At 40.6% G+C, this 22269-nt stretch carries 18 protein-coding genes; 10 read left to right on the top strand and 8 right to left on the bottom strand.

The annotated features are described in order from the left end of the window. Positions 1 to 22: 22 nt before the first annotated feature. Both MKY20_RS22605 and MKY20_RS22600 read right to left on the bottom strand, forming a co-directional pair. Positions 23 to 1240, bottom strand: coding sequence for a NupC/NupG family nucleoside CNT transporter (locus tag MKY20_RS22605; protein WP_009331096.1), 1218 nt, complete (start codon positions 1238 to 1240; stop codon positions 23 to 25). 188 nt (positions 1241 to 1428) lie between these two features. Further along, entirely contained in the window at positions 1429 to 2304 is an 876-nt protein-coding gene (locus MKY20_RS22600; RefSeq protein WP_019381602.1) for a metal-dependent hydrolase, read from the bottom strand. A gap of 458 nt (positions 2305 to 2762) precedes the next feature. On the opposite strand from MKY20_RS22600, the gene MKY20_RS22595 reads away from it, so the two are divergent. The 7 genes from MKY20_RS22595 (at position 2763) to MKY20_RS22565 (ending at position 13743) form a co-directional block, all read left to right on the top strand. Further along, positions 2763 to 4340, top strand: a complete 1578-nt coding sequence (locus MKY20_RS22595; protein WP_341003068.1) for a peptide chain release factor 3 — start codon at positions 2763 to 2765, stop codon at positions 4338 to 4340. 446 nt (positions 4341 to 4786) lie between these two features. Further along, the gene (gene nhaC / locus MKY20_RS22590) at positions 4787 to 6184 is read left to right on the top strand and encodes a Na+/H+ antiporter NhaC (RefSeq protein ID WP_071160474.1); all 1398 of its coding nucleotides are present in this window, start codon (positions 4787 to 4789) and stop codon (positions 6182 to 6184) included. Between the two features lie 206 nt (positions 6185 to 6390). Further along, entirely contained in the window at positions 6391 to 9678 is a 3288-nt protein-coding gene (locus MKY20_RS22585; protein WP_251174389.1) for an efflux RND transporter permease subunit, read from the top strand. A 162-nt stretch (positions 9679 to 9840) separates the two neighbouring features. Beyond that, positions 9841 to 10317, top strand: a complete 477-nt coding sequence (locus MKY20_RS22580) for a hypothetical protein (protein WP_009331091.1) — start codon at positions 9841 to 9843, stop codon at positions 10315 to 10317. A 178-nt stretch (positions 10318 to 10495) separates the two neighbouring features. Then, positions 10496 to 11728, top strand: a complete 1233-nt coding sequence (locus tag MKY20_RS22575) for a DUF5667 domain-containing protein (protein ID WP_251174388.1) — start codon at positions 10496 to 10498, stop codon at positions 11726 to 11728. Positions 11729 to 11848: 120 nt separating this feature from the next. Next, the gene (sigI, locus tag MKY20_RS22570) at positions 11849 to 12592 is read left to right on the top strand and encodes an RNA polymerase sigma factor SigI (protein WP_251174387.1); all 744 of its coding nucleotides are present in this window, start codon (positions 11849 to 11851) and stop codon (positions 12590 to 12592) included. Continuing rightward, the gene (locus MKY20_RS22565) at positions 12589 to 13743 is read left to right on the top strand and encodes an anti-sigma factor domain-containing protein (RefSeq protein WP_341003061.1); all 1155 of its coding nucleotides are present in this window, start codon (positions 12589 to 12591) and stop codon (positions 13741 to 13743) included. The genes sigI and MKY20_RS22565 overlap by 4 nt, the downstream gene beginning before the upstream one ends. Before the next feature lie 49 nt (positions 13744 to 13792). On the opposite strand, the gene MKY20_RS22560 is transcribed toward MKY20_RS22565, so the two are convergent. The 4 genes from MKY20_RS22560 to MKY20_RS22545 all read right to left on the bottom strand — a co-directional run bounded on the left by MKY20_RS22560 (position 13793) and on the right by MKY20_RS22545 (position 18070). After that, positions 13793 to 13993, bottom strand: coding sequence for an alpha/beta-type small acid-soluble spore protein (locus MKY20_RS22560; protein WP_009331086.1), 201 nt, complete (start codon positions 13991 to 13993; stop codon positions 13793 to 13795). A 112-nt stretch (positions 13994 to 14105) separates the two neighbouring features. Beyond that, complete coding sequence (locus MKY20_RS22555; RefSeq protein WP_009331085.1) at positions 14106 to 15437, bottom strand: (Fe-S)-binding protein; 1332 nt, start codon at positions 15435 to 15437, stop codon at positions 14106 to 14108. Continuing rightward, positions 15434 to 16846, bottom strand: a complete 1413-nt coding sequence (gene glcD / locus MKY20_RS22550) for a glycolate oxidase subunit GlcD (protein ID WP_009331084.1) — start codon at positions 16844 to 16846, stop codon at positions 15434 to 15436. Before glcD ends, MKY20_RS22555 begins: the two co-directional genes overlap by 4 nt. A gap of 105 nt (positions 16847 to 16951) precedes the next feature. Next, a complete protein-coding gene (locus MKY20_RS22545) occupies positions 16952 to 18070 on the bottom strand; it encodes a CdaR family transcriptional regulator (protein ID WP_251174386.1) in 1119 nt (372 codons plus the stop codon). A 138-nt stretch (positions 18071 to 18208) separates the two neighbouring features. Here MKY20_RS22545 and MKY20_RS22540 point away from each other — a divergent pair, with 138 nt between their 5' ends. Further along, entirely contained in the window at positions 18209 to 19573 is a 1365-nt protein-coding gene (locus MKY20_RS22540; RefSeq protein ID WP_009331082.1) for a TrkH family potassium uptake protein, read from the top strand. Positions 19574 to 19645: 72 nt separating this feature from the next. Here MKY20_RS22540 and MKY20_RS22535 read toward each other — a convergent pair whose 3' ends face one another. After that, positions 19646 to 19996 (bottom strand): DUF3905 domain-containing protein, encoded by a 351-nt coding sequence (locus MKY20_RS22535; RefSeq protein ID WP_341003050.1) that lies wholly within the window; start codon positions 19994 to 19996, stop codon positions 19646 to 19648. A gap of 168 nt (positions 19997 to 20164) precedes the next feature. Here MKY20_RS22535 and MKY20_RS22530 point away from each other — a divergent pair, with 168 nt between their 5' ends. Together MKY20_RS22530 and MKY20_RS22525 are read left to right on the top strand one after the other, a co-directional pair. After that, a complete protein-coding gene (locus MKY20_RS22530) occupies positions 20165 to 20326 on the top strand; it encodes a hypothetical protein (RefSeq protein WP_019381612.1) in 162 nt (53 codons plus the stop codon). Further along, positions 20326 to 20481 carry a hypothetical protein gene (locus MKY20_RS22525; RefSeq protein ID WP_009331079.1) on the top strand — a complete coding sequence of 52 codons (156 nt, stop codon included), beginning with the start codon at positions 20326 to 20328 and terminating at the stop codon, positions 20479 to 20481. Before MKY20_RS22530 ends, MKY20_RS22525 begins: the two co-directional genes overlap by 1 nt. Positions 20482 to 20511: 30 nt before the next feature. Here the strand turns inward: MKY20_RS22525 and MKY20_RS22520 are convergent, their stop codons facing one another. Next, the gene (locus MKY20_RS22520) at positions 20512 to 22260 is read right to left on the bottom strand and encodes a B12-binding domain-containing radical SAM protein (RefSeq protein ID WP_009331078.1); all 1749 of its coding nucleotides are present in this window, start codon (positions 22258 to 22260) and stop codon (positions 20512 to 20514) included. Positions 22261 to 22269: the final 9 nt, after the last annotated feature.

Below are 22269 nucleotides of genomic sequence, written 5' to 3'. Positions count from 1 at the left end.
GGGAGGATTTTTCACATGATTTTTAAAAAAGCATTCCAGCTATGGCAGCACTTAACATAGAAGCCAGGGCACCTGCTGCAACTGCCTTCAGGCCAAGACGCGCAATGTCCTGCCTGCGGTTAGGTGCCAGTCCGCCAAGCCCTCCAAGCAGAATGCCCAATGAAGAAATATTGGCAAATCCGCAAAGGGCAAAGCTGACGATTGCGACCGTTTTATCAGATAAATTTGGAATATCCGGTGCAAAAGCAGAATAAGCAACGAATTCATTCAAAATTAACTTCTGGCCAATATAATTTCCGGCCTGCACAGCTTCTGACCATGGAACGCCTATTGCAAATGCAAGAGGCGAGAAAACATAACCCAGAATGATTTCGAGCGTTAATCCCTCGAAGCCGAATAATCCTCCAACCCATCCAAGGAGACCGTTAATCAATGCAACCAGAGCAATAAAGGCAAGAAGCATCGCTCCGATATTCAAAGCCAGTTCCAGCCCGACACTTGCACCTTTTGCGGCTGCATCAATGACATTGGCTGAGTCGCTATCCACTTCCATATCGAATTCTTTAGGCTCTTCTTTATCCTCTGTTTCAGGAAGCATGACTTTGGCCAGTATTAAACCCGCCGGTGCAGCCATAAAGCTTGCAGCCAAGAGATATTCAAGAGGCACACCCAAAAGGGAATATCCGATTAAAACAGATCCTGCCACAGAAGCAAGGCCGCCGGTCATTACCGCAAATAACTCAGATTTTGTCATATTGGCAATATAAGGACGGACAACAAGCGGAGCCTCTGTTTGCCCTACGAATATATTTGCTGCTGCCGACATGGACTCTGCTTTTCTGGTTCCGAGTAGCTTTGACAGCCCCCCGCCAAGGATTTTTATGAAAAACTGCATAATCCTTAAATAATAGAGGACAGAAATCAATGATGAAAAAAAGATTACCACAGGCAGGACCTGAAGTGCGAAAACGAAGGTGATACCCGATTCATCTGTAAAAAGGCCGCCAAATAAAAAATTAATTCCCTGATTAGCGTAATTGATAATATCGTTTACCTTCATTGTTAGCCATTCTAAACCTTTTCTGCCACCTTCCCACTTTAGAACGAGAAAGGCGAAAATCAGCTGAATGGCAAGCCCACCCGCAACAGTTCTTAAACTAATGGCCCTTCTGTTGCTTGAGAGCAGGAAAGCTAATCCTAAAACGACAATGATACCGAATATTCCCCAAATAAAATTCATATTAACACCTCTTAACTATGTAATTTTCCCTTAAAGGAAGCTCAAGGGAGGATTCTGGCAGTACTCCTATTCCCTAATGAAACTGCTTGTAAAGCTCAATAGTTGTATTATGTGCAAAAGGAATAAATTAATGAAAAAATCTATGCATGCAGCATACATGGTGAAAATAAAAAAGATGAGCAAGATGCTCATCTTTCTGTATTTTTCTCGATATATTCAAACAGAAAAGACTGACCGTTTCTGTAAAATCGGGGATCATAGAGGCCAAGCCTTTCATCATCATCAACAAGAACGACAAATGGGGACCATTCATAAAGGGTTCTAGCTTCAGGACGCTGAGAAAACAATTTATCTAAATCAGCAGTTTCTCTGGATTGAAGCACATATTGAGTTTCCTCTTTCTTAAAAAGGTTATCATTAAAGATGATTACCTCATCGTCTTTTTTGGTTATAACTGAAAAGGTCCATGGAATAAAATCTGCCGAGAGGGCAACTTGATCATATTGATCATCATACTGCTTATAAATAATAAATCCCTGAGTGCTTTGGATGATAACATGCACCAACAAAAAGGCCCATGCCACTCTAAAGTAGTAAGGTGATTTCAGTTTGTTTCTTCTAGAGTAAATAAAAGCAGTTCCCATGATGAACCAAATCACTAAATCAACAATAGGAATCGTGCCAAAGGTAATCCTCATATTTGAAAATGGCTCCAAGTATCCCGTTCCCCATGCATTGAATAAATCACTTGTATTATGTATGAAAACTGCAAGCCAACCCAGCAGGAAAAGCTTCTTATCCTTAACTTTGAAGAGCAGGAAGGATAGCAGAAAAAACAGCAGAGCCCAAACCGGAGTAAGAAAAACTGAATGGGTAATGCCTCTGTGCCACATCTGATAAAGTCCTTCTGTATCCCATAAGCGGGAGATGACATCAATATCCGGAATTTGGCTTGCCCCCACGGCGGTAAGCAAGTACGCTCTCTTGGTGTTCTTATCCATATCTCGTTTATTAACTGCACCGTAAAGGCCCAAGCCGAATAAAGTATGAGTAATTGTGTCCATTTGCAACCTCCTTTTTTATATTTTGTTTCACTATTATAAGCCTGAAAAAGATTTATAAAAAGAAATATGCAATCTTAAAATGCGTTGCAAACTTTACTTCGGAGCGATAAAATTGAAGGTATTGCAATAATTAAGTGTCACATTGATTGCTTGATAAAGTGAAACTTCAATCTGTGGGGGTTCATCCCCCGCTGATTGTAAGTTGAGGCCCGCACGATGTGGGTCACAAAGACGTTGCCACAGGATAAGGAAAGCTACAGAGCGATACATCGCACGACCGAAAGCGGCAGCTTTTGGGAGGACGTGGCATTCTTAGTCTTTGTGCTTCATTCGGGCCTATACGGGCAGTTTAGACTCCCGCTTACCCATTCTCAATTTGCTATGTGTACGACATGGGAGTCAAACTGACCGTTAGACTGCGATAAACAAATTTTCATATAAGTAAGTGAGGAACCAATATGTCCAAAAATTTTAAAGAAGAAGTTTTATCCCGCCGCACCTTTGCAATCATTTCCCACCCGGATGCCGGTAAAACGACGCTGACAGAAAAACTCCTATTATTCGGGGGTGCCATTCGTGACGCGGGTACAGTTAAAGGAAAGAAGACAGGCAAGTATGCAACAAGCGACTGGATGGAAATTGAAAAGCAGCGCGGTATTTCTGTTACCTCCAGTGTGATGCAGTTTGAATATGATGGTGCGCGCGTTAATATTCTAGATACTCCTGGTCACCAGGATTTCAGTGAAGACACGTATCGTACGCTGACAGCCGTTGATAGTGCTGTTATGATCATTGACTCAGCGAAAGGCATCGAAGAGCAGACACTTAAATTATTCAAGGTCTGCCGCATGAGAGGAATTCCGATCTTTACATTTATGAATAAGCTTGACCGCCAGGGAAAGGCACCGCTTGAGCTCCTTGCGGAATTAGAAGAGGTCATGGGAATTGAATCATATCCTATGAACTGGCCAATCGGGATGGGGAAAGAATTCCTCGGAATTTATGATCGGTTTAATAATCGAATTGAGCAATTCAGAGTAGAGGAAGAGGACCGCTTTATTTCACTGAATGAGGAAGGCGAAATAGAGGGAAACCACTCCATTAAGGATTCTGGTCTATATGATCAGACTCTTGAAGAAATTATGCTGTTAAATGAAGCGGGCAATGAGTTTTCAAGAGAGAGAATTGCAAAGGGAGAATTGACCCCTGTGTTTTTTGGAAGCGCGCTGACCAACTTTGGTGTACAGACATTCCTTGAGTCTTATCTCCAATTTGCACCGCCGCCGCAGCCGAGGAATTCTTCAGCAGGTGAAATTGATCCGCTGTCAGAAGAATTTTCTGGCTTCATATTTAAAATTCAGGCAAATATGAATCCTGCTCATCGCGACCGGATAGCATTTTTAAGAATTTGTTCAGGCCAATTTGAAAGAGGCATGGCTGTAAATATACCAAGAATCGGAAAGTCCATCAAGCTTGCGCAGTCCACACAATTCATGGCTGATGACAGAAGTACAGTCGATACTGCCGTAAGCGGGGATATCATTGGAATTTATGACCCGGGAACTTACCAGATTGGCGATACGTTAACGGCAGGTAAAAATAATTTCCAATACGAACGTCTACCTCAATTTACACCTGAGCTATTTGTAAAAGTAACTGCCAAAAATGTCATGAAGCAAAAACATTTTCATAAGGGCATCCAGCAGCTGGTGCAGGAAGGAGCCATCCAGCTGTTTAAAACAGTAAAAATGGAAGAATACCTTCTCGGTGCAGTTGGACAGCTGCAATTTGAAGTTTTTGAACATCGCATGAAAAATGAATATAACACAGAAGTTTATATGGAAAGGGAAGGCTCCAAAATCGCCCGCTGGGTAGAAGGCGATGAGGTCAACGAAAATCTTTCCAGCGGAAGAAGTCTCCTGGTTAAAGACCGTTATGACAAAAACGTTTTTCTTTTTGAAAATGACTTTGCACTCCGGTGGTTCCAGGAAAAAAACCCGGATGTAAAACTATATAATCCGATGGACTCAGAATAATCATGCGGCCTCTTTTAGGGGCCGTTTCTGCTTTTGGTCCCTGTAAATGATCAGCCTCTCTTCTCCTGATTCAATTCCTGTAAATTCCTCTGTCACTCCTATTGACATATTCATCAATAGATAATATAGTATTAACACATCCGCTTTAGTACTAAAAAGCGTTTAAGTTAAAAAGCAGGAAGTTCAATCTCGATAAAAATATAGACTTTGTCCGCAGAAGAAAGTAGAGCAGTTGCCGGCAGCAGATAGAAACTGAATGGGTGATGAAAATTCAGGCAGCAATTGGTCGAAATACAACTGCATTTCACAGGACATTCTCTTTAAGCGGGTAAGCATAAATGGCTTATCAATTAGGGTGGTACCGCGGAGCTCCTTCGTCCCTATAGGCGAGAGGGCTCTTTTTGTTTGCTCTCGAATTTCTTGTATTTTTTTAGGAGGAATACATTATGCATCAGGAACATGCAGCATTGAATTTGAAGCCGCTTGAGGCACTTATTGTCACTCTATTAATCCTTGGAGGGATCAGTTATTCTATTATTTTCGCAGGGGCAGTGCCTCATATTCCCGTTGTTTTCGCGATAATGGGGTTAATTGCTTACGGTTTAATAAAAAAAGTATCCATTACACAGCTGGAAAAGGGGCTGATAGAAGGTGCCCAGTCCGGATTAGGGGCGATTTTCATTTTCTTTTTAATCGGCATGCTGATAAGCAGCTGGATGGCAAGCGGAACCATTCCAACATTTATTTACATGGCTTTGGAAGCTGTTAATGGAAAGTTCTTTTATGCCATTGTGTTTGTGGTAGCATCAGTGATTGGCATGAGCATTGGAAGCTCGCTTACAACGGCTGCTACATTGGGAGTGGCCTTTATGGGAGTCAGCTCTGCTTTGGGTCTTTCGGATGCGATTACGGCAGGTGCAGTTATTTCCGGTGCTTTTTTTGGAGATAAAATGTCTCCGTTGTCTGATACAACTAATCTGGCATCATCGACAGTTAAGGTGGATTTATTTGAGCATATAAAGACCATGGCATGGACAACGATCCCTTCGTTTATTATTTCTTTGGCAATTTTTGCTGTGCTGTCACCAGGCGAGGCAGCATCTGATTTTTCAAAAATTGCCCAGCTGAAAAAAACTCTGCTGGATGAGGGGCTGGTACATTGGTACTCCCTAATTCCATTTGTCATTTTGACAATACTGGCCATTAAAAGAGTATCGGCTATCATCACGCTGTCAGCCGGAATTTTATCGGCTTTAATCCTGGCCATCTTTGTTCAAAACAGCTTCGGTTTCGAAAAAGTGATGTCATTGCTGTTTTCAGGATATGTCTCAAAAAGTGGTTCAGAGGAAGTAGACGCACTATTATCAAGAGGCGGCATGGAAAGTATGATGTTTTCTATTTCATTGGTATTGCTTGCACTTTCCATGGGAGGCTTATTCTTTAAGCTTGGCATTCTTCCAGCTTTGCTTGAAGGAATCAAAGGTGTTTTGAATCGTGTGTCCTCTCTAGTGGCAGCAGCAGCAGGAACAGCAATCGGCATTAACTTCCTGCTTGGAGAACAATATCTGTCGATTCTCTTAACTGGGAATGCGTTCAGAGAGCCTTTTGAAAAAGCCGGTCTGCACCCGAAAAATCTTTCAAGGATTCTTGAGGATGCCGGCACCGTGGTAAACCCGTTAGTCCCGTGGAGTGTTTGCGGAGTTTTTCTGGCAGGTGTACTAGGGGTGGAAACAGCAGCTTACATGCCGTTTGCGTTCTTCTGCATACTAAGTCCAGTTATTACTCTTATCTATGGATTCACTGGTTTAAAAATCGAAAAAATTGAGAAAAAAGCAGCTGTGTAATGCTGCTTTTTTCTGTGGGCAAAGGTTTAGGCAATGTCTTTTTTGGGGTGATTGAGCCCCTTTAAAGTCATAGATATTGTTCTCTATCACCATTCAGCAGCACACTGATTTCTTGCATAGTGATAGCTGCTTTAATATAGTTAAAATGTGTTTATATCTATCTTGCAGCCGTCATATATTTACTGACTTTGAAAGGAGCAGAATGTGTGCGAATAAGTGATTTTTCAATCAAAAGGCCAATCTTTACATTGGTTACGATGTTCTTAGTGCTTATTTTAGGGGCTGTCTCCCTTATGAATATTCCATTAAAGCTCATACCCGATCTGAATCCTCCTGTAGGAGTAGTAGTAACTTCGTATCCAGGAGCAAGTCCCGATGAAGTTGTGGAAAAAGTAACAAAGCCGCTCGAGGAAAATTTGGCAACATTGCCGGGGATTAAAACCTTAACTTCTACCTCGCAAGAGAGCGCAAATTTCATTCTGATGCAATTTTCCTGGACGACAGATATTGATGAAATACAAAATGAGGTTATTCAAAGACTGGACCAGACACAGCTTCCTGATGAAGCCGATAAACCGCGATTTATGAAGTTTGATCCTGCCCAGTTTCCTATCATACAATTATCCCTTAGTGCAGATGAAGAGCCTGAAGCATTGAGAAGGCTTGCAGAACAACTGAACCTGGAGCTGACCAAGGTTAAAGGAGTAGCAAGCGTAAATCTCTCCGGAACAGCCATTAAGGAAGTAAGGGTGGAACTTGATCAGGAAAAACTAAGAGATTTCAAACTAAGCCAGGCAGATGTTGTCGATGTAATTGAATCCAATAATATTTCAATGCCGGGTGATCCGGTTTTGACTGAGGGAAAAGAACTGACAACCAGGATCATTAGTTCCATAGATTCCCTTGAAACGCTGAAAAAACTTACTGTAACAGTTGACCCTGCAACAGGCGATAAAGTAAGCCTTGAAGATATTTCAGAGGTTCAGCTGGCCAGCCAGGATGATCGCACTATCACGCGCACAAACCATTCTCCATCTGTCTTGCTGAGTGTCCTGCAGCAGTCAGACGCTAATACGGCAGAAGTTTCAAATCAATTCATACAGAAATTGGATGATCTTCTTGAGAAAGAACAGTTTGAAAATATTGAATCAGAAATTCTTTTTGATCAGGGGGATTACATAAAGCTTGCAATAGGGAATATCTCCAATTCACTGATTCTTGGCGGTGCTTTTGCGATGATTGTGCTATTTTTCTTTTTGAAGAATGTTAAAAGCCCGCTTATTATTGGCATCTCAATTCCTTACTCTGTTATTTTTACGTTTGTTTTAATGTATTTTTCAAATTTCACCTTAAATATTATGACGCTGGGCGGATTAGCGCTTGGAATTGGGATGCTGGTGGATAATTCCATTGTAGTTATTGAAAATATTTACCGCCATTTATCAATGGGGAAAGATCCTAAAACGGCCGCCAGCGATGGAGCAAAAGAAGTAGGCGGTGCGATTACTGCTTCAACACTAACGACTGTCGCTGTATTCCTTCCAGTAGTATTTATTACTGGAATCATCGGTGAATTGTTTAAGGAGTTTGCCCTGACCATTTCCTTTAGCTTATTTGCATCTCTAGCTGTTGCACTGACAGTTGTGCCAATGCTGGCGAGCCGGCTGCTGAAGTCTCCAAAAGCAAATATTGAGACAAAAAGGCAGGAATCAGGCTTAATGCGTTCACTTGAAAAATCAATTAAGTGGTCTTTGCGGAATCGCGCAGTGGTAATAGCGATCACCATGCTGTTATTGGCAGCGGGAAGCTTTGGAATGACCACCTTAGGCACACAATTTCTTCCAAATACAGATGAAGGCTTCTTTACGGTGCGTATGGAGCTTGAAAATGGCACTGCACTTTCAGAAACTGAAAAAGTTATATCTGATTTAGAGGAAGAATTAAAGGATGAAGAAGAGGTAGATACATATGTCAGCCTCATCGGAACTACACAGGAAGGATCCTTCCGGGGCTCGAAGAATGCCAATATCGCTGAATTGTACATCAAAATGAAAGGGCTTGATCAGCGTGAAAGATCAACCTTTGAATTTGCCGATGATATCAAAAAGGATCTGGAAAATGCTGCATCAAAGGTTAATGAAACTGCCGAACTCTCATTTAACATGCAATCCTCATCCGGTACAGCTCCGAATACTCTGACTTTCAGTGTAAAGGATACAGATCCAAATCGCTTAACGGAAAATGCAGATAAAATCTATAATAGATTGAAGGACTTAGATGATGTAACAGAATTATCCACTGACCTTATGGATACAGTTGAAGAAATTCAAATTACTGTGGACCGTGAAAAGGCACTTGAGCAAGGCCTGGCTCCTGCCCAGGTAGCCATGGCAGTAAATGATGTAACACGTGGCAATCGGGCAACACAAATGATAGATGAAGAATCGAATATATATGGCGTTTTTGTTGAGTACGATCGGGAAGTCACACAGGATATTGATAATTTAAAAAAATTGCTTATAAAAAAGCCTGATGGAAATTATGCTGCTCTGAGTGACGTAACTAATATAGAACGCGGAGAAGGACCGGTCAATATTCAGCGCATCAACCAGCAGGATGCTGTTCAATTTACATTAAAGTACAAGTCTTCAACAAACATGGGTGCCATGTCAAAAGCAGTGGATAAAGAAATTGCTGATCTGGATTTGCCGGATGAAACGGAAATCGTTTTTAGCGGTGACAGGGAGTTGCTGGAATCATCCATTGATGACCTGATTCTGGCCTTTGTTCTGGCAATCATCTTTATATATCTTGTCATGGCAGCCCAATTTGAGTCGCTGAAGTATCCTTTAGTTATCATGTTTACTGTGCCTCTCATGGTGATCGGGGTGGCAATTGCTCTTACAGCAACCCAAACACCTATTAGCTTAACAGCAATAATCGGGATTATTGTGCTGGCAGGAATTGTAGTTAATAATGCAATAGTCATTGTCGATTATATTAACCAAAAGAAAGAAAATGGCCTTAAGACCTATGATGCCCTAATTATTTCCGTTAAGGACCGTGCAAGACCGATACTTATGACAGCTTTAACAACCATACTTGGGTTAGTTCCTCTTGCCCTTGGTTTAGGGGAAGGTACTGAAATTAACCAGCCTATGGGAATTGCTCTGATAGGCGGGCTGATCAGCAGTACATTCCTGACACTATTTGTGATACCTGTTGTATATAGTTTCTTTGACAAGGATACAAGGCGGTTAAATAAAATGTATGCAACACCGGATGGCCATTTAGTGCCAGCCTATCTGCTTGAAGAAAGAGTGGATAAAGACTGGAATCACAATAAAAGTGCAGAAGACAAAAATCAGCTTCAAACCTCTGAAGCCAGTTCCTACAGCAGAGATGATATGGCAGCCATGCTGGAAGAGTTGTTAAAAATTGTAAAAGAAGATAACAAAGAAAAAAAAGAACACAACAAGGATGAAAATACTTAATCCGTGCAGGCTCCTTCGATAAGAAGGGGCCTTTTGTCATGGCGTTTCAAAATGGAAATAACTTCCTATTGGATTTTCAGGAAAATATCTGGAAAATTCATTGATAATTGACCTATAAACAGAGCACAATAAAAGTATCGACTTGTAGCTGGTGGTAATGAAATGAAAAAATTCAGTAAACTAGAAGCAGTTTTTTGGAGTATTGCATTGCCTGGTTTTAGCCAATTATTAATGGGGAAGCTGTGGAAGGGAACTTTATTTGTCGCGCTTGAATTCATCATTAATGTATACAGCCATTTTAATTCAGCCATCATGCTCAGTTTCATGGGAGAAATTGACAAAGCGGTTCATGTCCTAAATTATCAGTGGCTCATGTTTTACCCTTGTCTTTACATGTTTGCAATGTGGGATGCATATCGTACTGCTATGCCGGAAAATGAAGAATTATCTTTCCTTCCCTTTGTGTTCAGTGCCTACTTTGTGACAGTAGGACTTATGTACTCAACCAAGCTGAAATTATTTGGGATTTTTTTCGGGCCGGTCTTTCTTCCTATGCTCTTTGTAATTCCGGGTGTATTCACCGGTCTATTGATCAGGTGGATCATTTTGAAATGTAGAAAGCACCCGGTGGAAAGTTAAGATGGCACATCATTTAATTAATGAAAAAAGCTTTGGCACAATAATCAATTTAGTGATGTTAAAGCTTTTTATCTTTTTTAAAAATAAATTTTTTAATAACCCCCAAAAATCTCTTTCATGAATCCGTACAGTTGTAATGAACAAGCGGCCGCTTTAATTAAATTTTGAGGTGAAATTATTGAAATTTTTATCCAGTAAAGAAATGAATAAAATGGCAAAAAGCACACTTGCACTGGTAATTGCGGGAACATTCACATTTTCAGCCGCAACAGCCTTTGCAAGTGAGAACAAGGAAGATGAAGAATTTGAAACAGTTGAAATAAAAAATGATCCTTCAGCTGAAGCAACTGCTGAATCAAAAAAAGATGCAGCAGAATCCATTGAAAATGCTAAAGAAGAGCTTAATGAAGAAGCCCCATCTCTATTGCCTGGAAGCTACTTCTACTTTGCAAAGCTTGCATTGGAAAAAGTGAAGCTTGCTCTAACTTTTGATGACATTAAAGATGCAAAATTGCTTGCCGATTATGCTTCAGAGCGTATGGCGGAAGCAGAAGCACTTTTTGCTGAAGGAAAGGGAGAAGAAGCTTTAGAAGCAATAGAAAAAGCACTGGAACAGATGGAAAACGCTGAAACTATCGTTGATGAAGAAGCGAATGAAGACCTGGGAAAATCAATATCAGATGAGGAGGACAACGGTAATCTAGACGAATCAGCTGAAGTGGAAACTCCAGATGAAGACGATGCAGACCGTGAAGCTTCTTCTGATAATGACACGGCCAACAAGGAAACTGAAGATGAAATAAAAGAAATCTTTGCACAGAATATCATTGCCCTTCAGGCAAATCTTGCTAAGTTTTCAGAAAGATTCGATGAAAACCATCCCTCTGTTTTAGCGATGCAAAAGAACATTGCTAAGTTCACTGAAAAATGGTCTGAACAATTGATAGAAGAAAAAGAATATACTGGAATTGACCAGGCTGGGCAATCTTCAGAAATGGCGCATGCTCCGATTAAATCTGAAGAAGCTGAAGCAGCAGAAGATCCGGAGAAAGAGATGGATGAATCAGCTTCTGAAGAGAAAACTGTGTTACCTGAAAATGCCGTGAAGGTGTCTAAAGAGGTAAAAGATTCAGCTAAAGCTGAGAAGAAAAAAGAGGCAAAGGCTTTAGAGGCTAAAAAGAGAGCAGAAGCAAAGGCGGCACGAGAAGAAGCTAAAAAAGCAGAAAAGGAAGCACGCGAAGCAGCTAAACAAGCTGAAAAAGCAGAACGTGAGGCAGATTGGAAAGCAGCAAAAGAACAGCAGGCAAAGAAAGTTCAAGAAAAGCAGGCAGAGGCAAAGAGCCATGCCGGCAAAGGAAAATTGAAAGCTGAAGAAGTAAAAGGTCAAGGAAAAGAGAATAAAGGCAACTGATTTATGCTGGAAAAGAAAGCTCCTCGAGGCTTTCATTTCCTTTGCCAATAAACAAACCACCCTAAAAAAAATAATCTGGACACCGTATGATATAATGTGTTTTGAAAAGAGGTGGGGCAATTGCTAAGTTTATTGTTTTTGGCAAAGAAGCGTAAAAGAACGCTCGAAGAAACGGTAGAGTTAATACAGCAGGGAGATACAGCATTAAATAATGAGCTAATAGAGTCATATAAGCCGTTTATTGCTAAAACAGTATCATCAGTCTGCAAGAGATACATACATGAATCAGATGATGAATTCAGCATTGGTCTCATCGCTTTTAATGAAGCCATTCAAAAGTATAGTCCTGATAAAGGGAGTTCATTGATCAGTTTTTCGGAAGTGCTGATTAAAAGACGGGTTATTGATTATATCCGTAAGCAATCCAAATTTCAGAATCTTAGTTTTAATGGAGGCTCTAATCTGGAAGATGATGATACGGGTTCTGCGATTGAAGACGAATTGTCCATTGAAGACTTCAGAAAAAAAACGGATGAAGAACTGAGAAAAGAAGAAATTCTCCAGTTTACACAGGTTCTGCAGGAATTCGATCTTACCTTCAGCGATTTGATCGAACAGTCTCCAAAACATGCTGATGCACGAAAAAATGCGATGACAGTAGCCAAGATTCTGGTTGAAAATGATGAACTCAAAAACATACTTTATGATAAAAAAAAGCTGCCGATAAAGCAGCTTGAGAGCTATGTATCCTTAAGCAGAAAAACAATAGAGAGAAATAGGAAATATATAATTGCCATATCACTGATATTAACTGGCGATTATATCTTTCTAAAGGATTATATAAAAGGGGTGTTGGAAACGTGAAAACAGGAATTATCATGGAAATAAACGAACGTTTTTTAACACTATTAACCCCGGAAGGTGAATTTCTGCGGGCCCGAAAACAAGATGGGGCATATACACTTGGCCAGGAAATTGAATTCTTCCCAATAGAACTGAAAAACGGAAAAAAGTCGTCGCCTTTAACTATTTTTAATCTATTTAAAGGAAAAGGATTAATGGCAGCAGCTTTTGCACTAATGCTCGCTATCGTTTCATTTCTGCCGTTCCTGCAAAATGACGAAGTGTATGCATATATGTCAATCGACGTTAATCCGAGTATTGAACTAGGGGTCAATCAAAAATATCAGGTAGTAAAGCTCGTTCCTTATAATGAGGAAGGAAAACTAATTATACAAAACATCAAGAAATGGGAAAAAAACAGCATTCATGATGTAGCTGACAAAATTCTTCTTCAGATAAAGAAACAGGGCTATTTTAAAGAAAATAAAGAAGTAGTCATTGCTGCCGTTTATACAGAACAGAGTAAAGAAGCGGATAAGCGTATTCAGGAGGAGCTGGCAGATATAAAACAAGCTGCACAAAAAGAGCAGCTTGAAGTAACTTTACTGGAAGCAAGTGAAGAGGAAAGAGAAGCTGCTATTGAAAAAGGGCTCTCACCTGGATTATATAAAGAAAATAAATTAAAAGCTGACGCTGACAAGATAGAAATGCCTGAACCTGCAAATCCTGTTAAACAGACAGATAAAGAAATTCCTGCTCCACAAAAGCCGGCAGAAAATACGCAAATCCAATTAAAAAAGCAGGAGAAAATAGAAGATCATAAAGAAAAACCTGCTGTTCCAGGGCAAATAAAGAAATCTGGGAACCAGCAGAATAACAGCGGTAAAAACAATGGAAATAATCCTGGAAAAAGGCATGATAATCATGATAATAAAGAAAAGATAAATCAAGAAAATAACGTAAAAGCCCAAAAACATCAAAATCGTCCAAGCGAAAAAAAAAATAATAAAGCTAATGAAAACAGAAAAAACCCCGAGAGAAATCCCAAAGAAAAAGATAATGGGAAAAACAGAGGCGGTAATGGTCCTGATAAGAATCAGAAAGACAGGAACAATCGAAATAATGCCAGCGGAAACAATCAAGGGAAGCATAATGACAGAGGGAATAAGTAAGAATAAAGTCCGGAGATGGCTCCGGACTTTTTCCATTTATATGAAGTTGTTATTGATTATTTTGGCCGGACATTTGTGCCTGTGCTTGCTGTACTAGTCGCTTAGTAATTTCTCCGCCCACAGATCCGTTAGCCCGGGATACAGTATCAGAGCCTAATTGAACACCAAATTCCTGGGCAATTTCATATTTTACCTGGTCCATGTATTGTTCAATCCCAGGAACTAAAAGCTTATTGCTGCTTCTTGCCATTGTATTCAACTCCTTTTTATTGGTCTTACAGAGTTTATCTTCCCTCTGTATTTTTAGTATGAATTAAAAAGGGAGTTTCATAAGTGGTAATATTTCGGCATAAGCAGTTTCTTTATGTTTCTTTATGAACAGCAGCTTCCAGAAGAATATCTGCGATATGAACGGCCTTTACGTTTCCGGATAAACCTTCACGTTCTATCCCCAGCTTCATCTGCAGAAGACAGCCCGGATTAGAGGTCACAATTACTGCTGCATCTGCCGACTTGGCCTGACTCATTTTATGATCAAGTATTTGCATTGACATGTCAGATTCAACAATATTATAAATACCGGCAGAACCGCAGCATCTGTCTGCATCCTTCATTTCCCTGAATTCGATGCCTTTAATTGAATTCAGAAGAGTGCGCGGGGCTGCTGAGGTTTTCATGACATTGCGCAAATGACAGGAATCCTGATAAGTTAGGATCTGCCCTGGCAGCTCAAGATTAACTTTTTTGTGGAATTCTAGTTCGTATAGAATTTCGCTGATATCTTTGAGCTTTTGCGAAAACTTTACAGCTCTTTCATGCCATTCCCGGTCATCTTTAAGAAGATGGCCGTAGTCAATAAGGAATGCTCCACATCCTCCTGCATTTGTAATGATATAGTCTGCGTCCAGCTTCTCAAAAGCCTCTATGTTCCGCTTTGCCAAGTTTTTAGCCGCCTGTTTTTCACCGCTATGGCCATGAAGAGCACCGCAGCAGGCTTGATTTTGAGGAATATGGATTTCACATCCTGCAAGCTGCAGAAGTTTTATTGTCGCATTATTGGTTTCCAGGAACATCGTATCCATTAAGCACCCAGTAAAAAAAGCGGCTTTTTTTATAGGTTTATCTGCTGAGAGATATGATGGCCTATTTTTCATTTCTTTTAATTTTGGCACTTGAGGCAGTACCTTTTCCATGGCCGTGAGGTTTTTTGGAAGCCAATTCAGCATTCCTGTTTTTCTGGCGGCCGATTGGAGACCTGAACGCTGATAAAAGCCCAATAGCCCGGCAGCTGCCCTCATTCTGTTCTGGTGGGGGAACAGCCCATTAAAGACCAAACTGCGAACCGCTTTGACCGGAAGCGAATGTTTCTTATTCTGATTTATAATATCTCTTGCTTCTTCCAGCAAGTGCCCATATTTTACTCCTGAAGGACATACAGGCTCGCATGCCCGGCAGCCCAGGCAAAGATCAAGAGATCTCTCTACGTCTTCATCCGGTTCAATTAATCCGTCAGCAACAGCTTTCATTAACGCGATCCTTCCCCTTGGAGAGTGTGTTTCTTTAAAGCCTGACTCGACATAGGTGGGGCAGGAAGGGAGGCAAAAGCCACAGCGCATGCAATTCAGGAGTTCATCTTCATTCATTCGGTTCTTAAATTCTTCCTGAATGATTATTTGTTCTTTTAATGTTGTCATTGGGCAACCACCACTCGTTTTCTGTCATCCTTGGCAAAAATTTTGCCGGGATTAAGAATGTTATTGGGGTCTAAAGCAGTCTTAACAGCTTTCATTGCATCAATGCCAGCCTGGCCAAGTTTCAGTTCAAGATAGGGAGCTTTCATGACCCCCACTCCATGTTCGCCTGTTATAGTCCCTCCAAGTTCAATCGCCTTGATAAAAATCTCTTCAAAAGCGTTTTCAACCCGTTTCATTTCATCTTTATCCCGGGCATCTGCAGGGCAGGTCGGATGCAGATTTCCATCACCGGCATGGCCAAATGTACAGATGGAAAGTCCGTATTTTTTGGAAATTTCATTTATTGCTTTTACCATGTTGGCAATTTCAGATCTTGGCACTGTAGCATCTTCAAGAATGGTTGTGGGCTTAAGGCGTGCAAGGGCCGATAATGCGGCACGCCTTGCAGTCCGCAAGGCTTCTGCTTCCATTTCGGAATTTGCGAGCTGTACAGATACAGCCCCTTGTTTCTTGCAGATTTCAGCCATATTCTGCATATCTTTTTCCACCACCTCAATCGGACCATCCTGTTCAATAAGAAGTACTGCTTGGACATCGGTTGGCAATCCAATTTGGGCAAAATCCTCAACTGCCTTTAATGTAGGCTGATCTAAAAACTCAAGGGTGGCGGGTATGATTTTGTCAGCGATGATTTTTGAGACTGATTTTGCAGCTTGTTCAAGATCCTGATATAAAGCAAGCATTGTCTTTTTTGACTCAGGAAGCGGGATTAATTTTAATGTTGCTTCCGTAACGATCCCCAAAGTTCCTTCAGATCCAACCAGCAGTCTGGTAAAATCATATCCTGCCACGTCCTTCGCAAGCTTGCCGCCCGTTCTAATAATGTCTCCGCCCGCAAGTACAGCTTCCAGCCCCATTACATAGTCCCTTGTAACTCCATATTTCAATCCACGCAGTCCGCCGGAATTTTCATTGATGTTTCCTCCGATTGTGCTTATTTTCATCGAACTTGGATCTGGAGGATAAAAAAGCCCTCTTGCTTCAACCTGGTTAATCATGTCAAGCGTGATGACACCGGGCTGTACTGTAACCGTAAGATTTTCTTCATCGATTTCAATCACTTTATTCATATGCTTAAACAGGAGTACAATTCCGCCTTCTGTAGGACAGGTGCCTGCACATAAATTGGTGCCCGATCCCCTTGGTACGATTGGAATTCCTGAGCTGCTGCAAATCTTGAGGATACTTGATACTTCCTGTGTATTTCGCGGACTGATCACTGCGTCGGGCATCGATTGGAAATTTGGAGTAGCGTCATATGAATAGACGAGGCGCCCTGCTTTTGAGTCATCATAATTTTCTGCGCCGACAACGGCTATTAATTCTTCTTTTATTTGTACGTCAACCAAATGGATCCTCTCCTTTAATGGAAGCTGTCAATATCTATTTCTTTAAGTATAAAAAAAGCAGGGAATGCCCTGCTATGGTTAACTATACAAATATTCATGGATATTTTAATTGTTTTTTGTACCTTCATCTAAAAGTTTTACCGCAATGAATAATTTCATTAAATCATTCAGATTTGATGTGTATAGGCCGGATAGATCCGATATTTTCTTGAGTCTGTAATGAAGGGTGTTAATATGTATATGCAATGCTTCAGCAGTATTTTTCAAAGAGTGATTTTGCCTGAAAAGTTCCTGAAGGGTTACCATAAGATCCTGTTCATTCATGAATGTCCCAATTGTTCTTTCTACAAAGTCCTTTTTAGTTTCTGGTGAGAGGTCATCAAAAATCATTTCAATGGTCAAGTCCTGGTCAAAAATTATGGTGCCACGGTCTTTTGCAATTTTTAAAGCACGTTCTGCCTGCATAAACGATTCGGACAGGCAGAAGGGAGGCAGTGGTTTACCGGTGCCCATACTTACTTCAGCGGCCAGAAGGTTCTCAAGAAAACGATGAAAGCGAGTGACCTTTTCTCTTATCAGGTTCTCTTTTTGTGCTGAAGAAGCTCCAGCTAAAAGCACTATCCGGTTATTGCCCCAGCGGATCAGAATATCATGAGGGCCAGCTTCCCTCCAGGATAATATCCTATTCCAAAGATCCCTATGAAGCAATTGGCTATTTTGCCTGAATTCTGCGATAGAAACCTGTCTGTCCACAGCCAGATTAATTTTCAGAAGATGAGCCCGTTCTTTGAATGCGGGATCCCATTCTTTTGCCTGCAGCCAGTCAAACATAAAACCTTCCAGTGCACGAGCCTGCCAATCGAGCTGCTCTGCAAAGTAACTTTCACTGATAAATAACTCTGTAAGCTTGCGGATGATTTCTGCGAATGGGGAAATTTTATCGGGATTTCCGGTTATGCCAATTACGCCAACTGTTTCTCCTTTAAAAAAGATCGGCAGGTTAATGCCGGCTTTTACACCTTGAAGGCGAGACTGATCCTCCCTGGTAATAATCAGCTTTTCTTTATTTTTTATGCAAATCAGTGCGCCTTCATGAAAACTGCCTATTCTGCCTGCATCTGTACTTGCAATGATTACCCCGCAGGTATTGGCAACTATGATATCTTCCTGAAGAAACTGACGCACTTCAGCTATAATTTTTTCAGCCAGGTCAGGCAACAACATGTTATATCTCCCTTTGATTTTTTGACTTTATTATATATAGATAAAAAACTTCCTGCGAATTTTCTAATATCCCTTTTAAAAACCGGGTATATTCATTATGATAAGGGTTAGAAAAATTTTGAAGGGGACAGGTATGATATGTGGAAAGACGTAAGAAATTGGCTGGATAAACTGACACCTGCCCAAGTAATATCCGGATATTATTTATTGGCAGTATCTGTATCGGTACTTTTATTAAGAATACCGGCTGTACATAAACCAGGAGTGGAGGTTGCATTTATTGATACAGTTTTCACGGCTGTCAGTGCAGTGAGTGTAACCGGTCTGTCAGTGGTTGATATATCGGAAACATACAGTGTTTTTGGTTATTTTGTCATCATGTTCATCCTTCAGTTTGGCGGGATAGGGATCATGGCGCTAGGCACATTCTTTTGGCTCCTGCTGGGCCGTAAGATTGGATTAAGAGGGCGTCGCCTCATCATGGTCGATCATAATCAGTATGCCTTGTCCGGCCTAGTCAATTTAGTAAAAGAAATCATTAAAATTATATTGGTGATTGAAACGCTTGGTGCGCTCATATTGGGTTTTCATTTTCTTAAATATTATCCTGCATGGGATGAAGCATTCCTGCATGCGCTGTTCGCATCTGTCAGTGCTACAACCAACGGGGGCATGGATATAACAGGAGCCTCTCTTAAACCATATGCCGGTGATTATTTCGTGCAGCTGATCAATATTATTCTGATTACTTTAGGAGCTATAGGTTTTCCTGTTCTTATCGAATTAAAGCAATATCTATTTAGGAATAAATGGGACCAGGAACCATCTTTTCGCTTTTCCTTATTTGCAAAATTGACGACCGTTACATATGCCGCCCTTCTTGTGTTTGGTACCGTTATTTTGCTCATCATGGAGTTTAATCAATATTTCAAAGGCATGAACTGGCATGAAAGCTTCTTTTATGCATTTTTCCAATCCGCTACCACCCGGAGCGGCGGGTTATCAACCATGGATGTTAATGAGTTTACAATGCCTACTCTCATTATAATGAGTATTTTAATGTTCATTGGGGCATCACCAAGTTCTGTCGGCGGGGGCATCAGGACGACTACATTTGCTGTGAATATCCTCTTTATATATCACTTTGCCAAAGGAAATCGGGATATAAAAATATTTAAAAGAGAAATTCATGAAGATGATATTCTGAAATCCCTTGCTATCACTTTGCTTGCTATTGGAATGTGTTTTTTCTCTGTTGTTATTCTAAGCATTACAGAAAAGCAGATGGAGCTTATTGAAATTATTTTCGAGGTCTGTTCAGCTTTTGGTACCACGGGTCTGTCGTTAGGAATCACACCGGAATTATCAATGATCGGGAAATGTATCATAATGGCCTTAATGTTTATTGGAAGAATTGGATTAACTTCCTTCTTATTTATTATAGGCGGCAAAGAAAAACAGCCGAATTTTCATTATCCTAAAGAGCGCGTTATTATTGGCTAAAAAAGCAGACCGGAAGATTATTCCGGACTGCTTTTTTTCTTGTCCCCATCGCCTTGCGCAAGACTTTTCTTATTAATCCGTACCGCGGCTGACATCTTTAGTAGGATGCATGAATGGGGAGGCTTGAGGCGGCTTTTTGCTTTCAAGGAGTTCTTTGTTTTCCGATGTATTCCAGCCGATATCATTTGTCGGATGAATCCAATCCTCACCTGCCATCACTGCAGGATCTGTTTCATCGCTCCAGTTTTCCAGCGGTGAACTGTCAGAAGAATAATAACTGTCCCCAATGGTTACGCCAAAAGAATTCTTGAAAGGCGACCGAAGTTTCATGCCTGTGTCTTTAAAGCTCGGTGCTTCTATTTGATGTGGAAGTGTCTCATCAATGCCAATGCTCTTGTTATCTTTATTCTTTTTATTAGTCATATCGCTCATTCCTTTTTACTCTATTTTTTGCACCGCAGTAAAATTTATGATTGTAAAATAAGGAAGACTCAGATAGGAATGAAACCATGTTTTTTACTAAAAATAAAGCTGTGTTAAACCTTAAAATGGATTTAGCACTATGAAATATTTTTTCAGGGGGAGATTGGGATGGCCAAACGAAAAGCTGAGTATAATGCAGTTGAAAAATACAGCAAGACGCCTAAGAAGAACCTTCAGGAATCAGAGTTTTCAGCAGAATTCAGCCAGGGAGAAAATCCCATGAAAATGGCTAACCGCAACTCCAAGCATGGGGAAGAGGGAAGAGCCTAGTGGATCATAATAAACAACGAAAAAAAGGACGGCAAAATGGCTCGGCCAATGTTGAATTCGGTATGGAGTTTGGTGATATAAATGCCGGAAAACTTTATGAGCTGCCATTTATGAACCGTGATAAAGATAATAAGAAAGATCGGGATAAATGCTAAAAAAAAACCGGCAGATTTCTGCCGGTTTTATCAATCATGTATAGGGCCAGTAAAGATGGAAACTTTTTCTGAGCTTGAGTCGAAATAGGCAAGCAAAACTGAGTCTCTCTTTTCAATTATTCCATCCTTAATATATTTTTCAATATCAAAAGATAATCTTTCACTTAAGGTATGTTTGTATATTTCTTTTTCATTCAGCTGAAGGCTTAAGAAGTCTTCTCCCAGCTGGATTGGATTTTCAAGCAGAGACTGGTAAAGCTTTGATCTCTCGGATTTTTCAAAGCTTGGCTGCCACCAGGGTTTTCTTGGCTTGTATTTTTGTTTTGAAATATAGTCAAGCTTCATAAGGCCTTCTGCTATCTCCAAATCAGCAATGTTTTTTGACTGCAGGAATTCAAAAAGCCGTTTGAAAAGATCCTCAAGCTGATGGCCAATTCTGGACCATCCTTTTTGTTCCCAATAACTGCCGAATTCCTGGAAGAAATCGAATGGAGTCGGAAATACTTTTGTAACTAAATATTCAACAGTCGCATCCATTCTATGATCATTCCAATATTTCTCTAATACATCTTCAACCTGTTTAATGCGAATGATGTCATCAAAGGACAAAACATTATTTCCAAGTATTTCATATGGAGAATGGTCCATATAAATATATTGATGTTCTTCTGCTCTCAAGCGAAGCCCGGTGCCTCTCAGCATTTTTAAGAAGCCGAGCTGGAGCTCTTCCGGCCGCATTGCAAATACATCGTTGAATGTTCTTTTGAATGAATCATAATCTTCCTCAGGAAGTCCGGCAATTAAGTCAAGATGCTGGTCAATTTTCCCTCCATCCTTTACCATTGTGACTGTTCGGCAAAGCTTGTTAAAGTTCTGCTTCCTCATGACCAATTCATTTGTATAGTCGTTTGTAGATTGCACACCAATTTCAAATCGGAATAATCCTGCTGGAGCTTCCTTGTTTAGAAATTCAATCACTTCAGGTCTCATGATGTCGGCAGTGATCTCAAATTGAAAGACAGTACCAGGCAGATGTTCATCAATTAAAAATTGGAACATCTCCAAGGCATAACTGCGGCTTATGTTGAATGTGCGGTCCACAAATTTAAGGGTTTTTGCGCCATTCCTCATTAAATATCGGATGTCGTCCTTAATTTTTTCCCTGTCAAAGTATCGCACGCCTACTTCAATAGAGGAAAGGCAAAACTGGCAGCTGAATGGGCATCCCCGGCTGGTTTCTATATAAGTGACCCGTTTAGAAAGGTGGGGAATATCTTCTTCAAAGCGGAATGGCGAGGGCAGCTCGCGCAAATCCAGCTTATTCCGCTGAGGATTAATACGAACCTGGCCATTTTCCCTGAAAGCAAGACCATGCACATTTTCCATATTCATTGTGCCATTCAGCTCTGTAAGCAGCTGTTTGAACGTTTCCTCACCTTCACCGATAACAATGTAATCAAATTCTTTTACATTGTTCATCCAATCCGCAACATCATATGTTACTTCAGGTCCTCCGACTGCAATATGAATGGAGGGGTCAATCTTTTTAATCATTTTAATGACCTTAATGGTCTCTTCGATATTCCATATATAGCAGCTGAATCCGATCACATCAGGTTTTTTGCGGACCAGATCTGTAACGATATTCATTACCGGATCTTTAATTGTATATTCGGCTAATTCCACATCGAAATCAGGCTGAGCATATGCCTTTAGATAGCGGATCGCTATATTTGTATGAATGTATTTGGCATTAAGCGTACTGGCGATAACTTTCATTTATTTTTG

It is taken from the genome of Cytobacillus sp. FSL W8-0315 (assembly GCF_038002905.1).
Lineage (GTDB): Bacteria > Bacillota > Bacilli > Bacillales > Cytobacillaceae > Cytobacillus > Cytobacillus pseudoceanisediminis.
Note: the sequence above shows the minus strand (reverse complement) of the source record. Positions and strands in the feature narration are given on the sequence as shown.

Coding starts and splice junctions, on each gene's coding strand:
- MKY20_RS22600 (WP_019381602.1), bottom strand. CDS start 2,304: ATGGACACAATTACTCATACTTTATTCGGCTTGGGCCTTTACGGTGCA.
- MKY20_RS22595 (WP_341003068.1), top strand. CDS start 2,763: ATGTCCAAAAATTTTAAAGAAGAAGTTTTATCCCGCCGCACCTTTGCA.
- MKY20_RS22560 (WP_009331086.1), bottom strand. CDS start 13,993: ATGGCAAGAAGCAGCAATAAGCTTTTAGTTCCTGGGATTGAACAATAC.
- MKY20_RS22555 (WP_009331085.1), bottom strand. CDS start 15,437: ATGACAACATTAAAAGAACAAATAATCATTCAGGAAGAATTTAAGAAC.
- MKY20_RS22605 (WP_009331096.1), bottom strand. CDS start 1,240: ATGAATTTTATTTGGGGAATATTCGGTATCATTGTCGTTTTAGGATTA.
- MKY20_RS22520 (WP_009331078.1), bottom strand. CDS start 22,260: ATGAAAGTTATCGCCAGTACGCTTAATGCCAAATACATTCATACAAAT.
- MKY20_RS22580 (WP_009331091.1), top strand. CDS start 9,841: ATGAAAAAATTCAGTAAACTAGAAGCAGTTTTTTGGAGTATTGCATTG.
- MKY20_RS22545 (WP_251174386.1), bottom strand. CDS start 18,070: ATGTTGTTGCCTGACCTGGCTGAAAAAATTATAGCTGAAGTGCGTCAG.
- MKY20_RS22540 (WP_009331082.1), top strand. CDS start 18,209: ATGTGGAAAGACGTAAGAAATTGGCTGGATAAACTGACACCTGCCCAA.
- MKY20_RS22535 (WP_341003050.1), bottom strand. CDS start 19,996: ATGACTAATAAAAAGAATAAAGATAACAAGAGCATTGGCATTGATGAG.
- MKY20_RS22530 (WP_019381612.1), top strand. CDS start 20,165: ATGGCCAAACGAAAAGCTGAGTATAATGCAGTTGAAAAATACAGCAAG.
- nhaC (WP_071160474.1), top strand. CDS start 4,787: ATGCATCAGGAACATGCAGCATTGAATTTGAAGCCGCTTGAGGCACTT.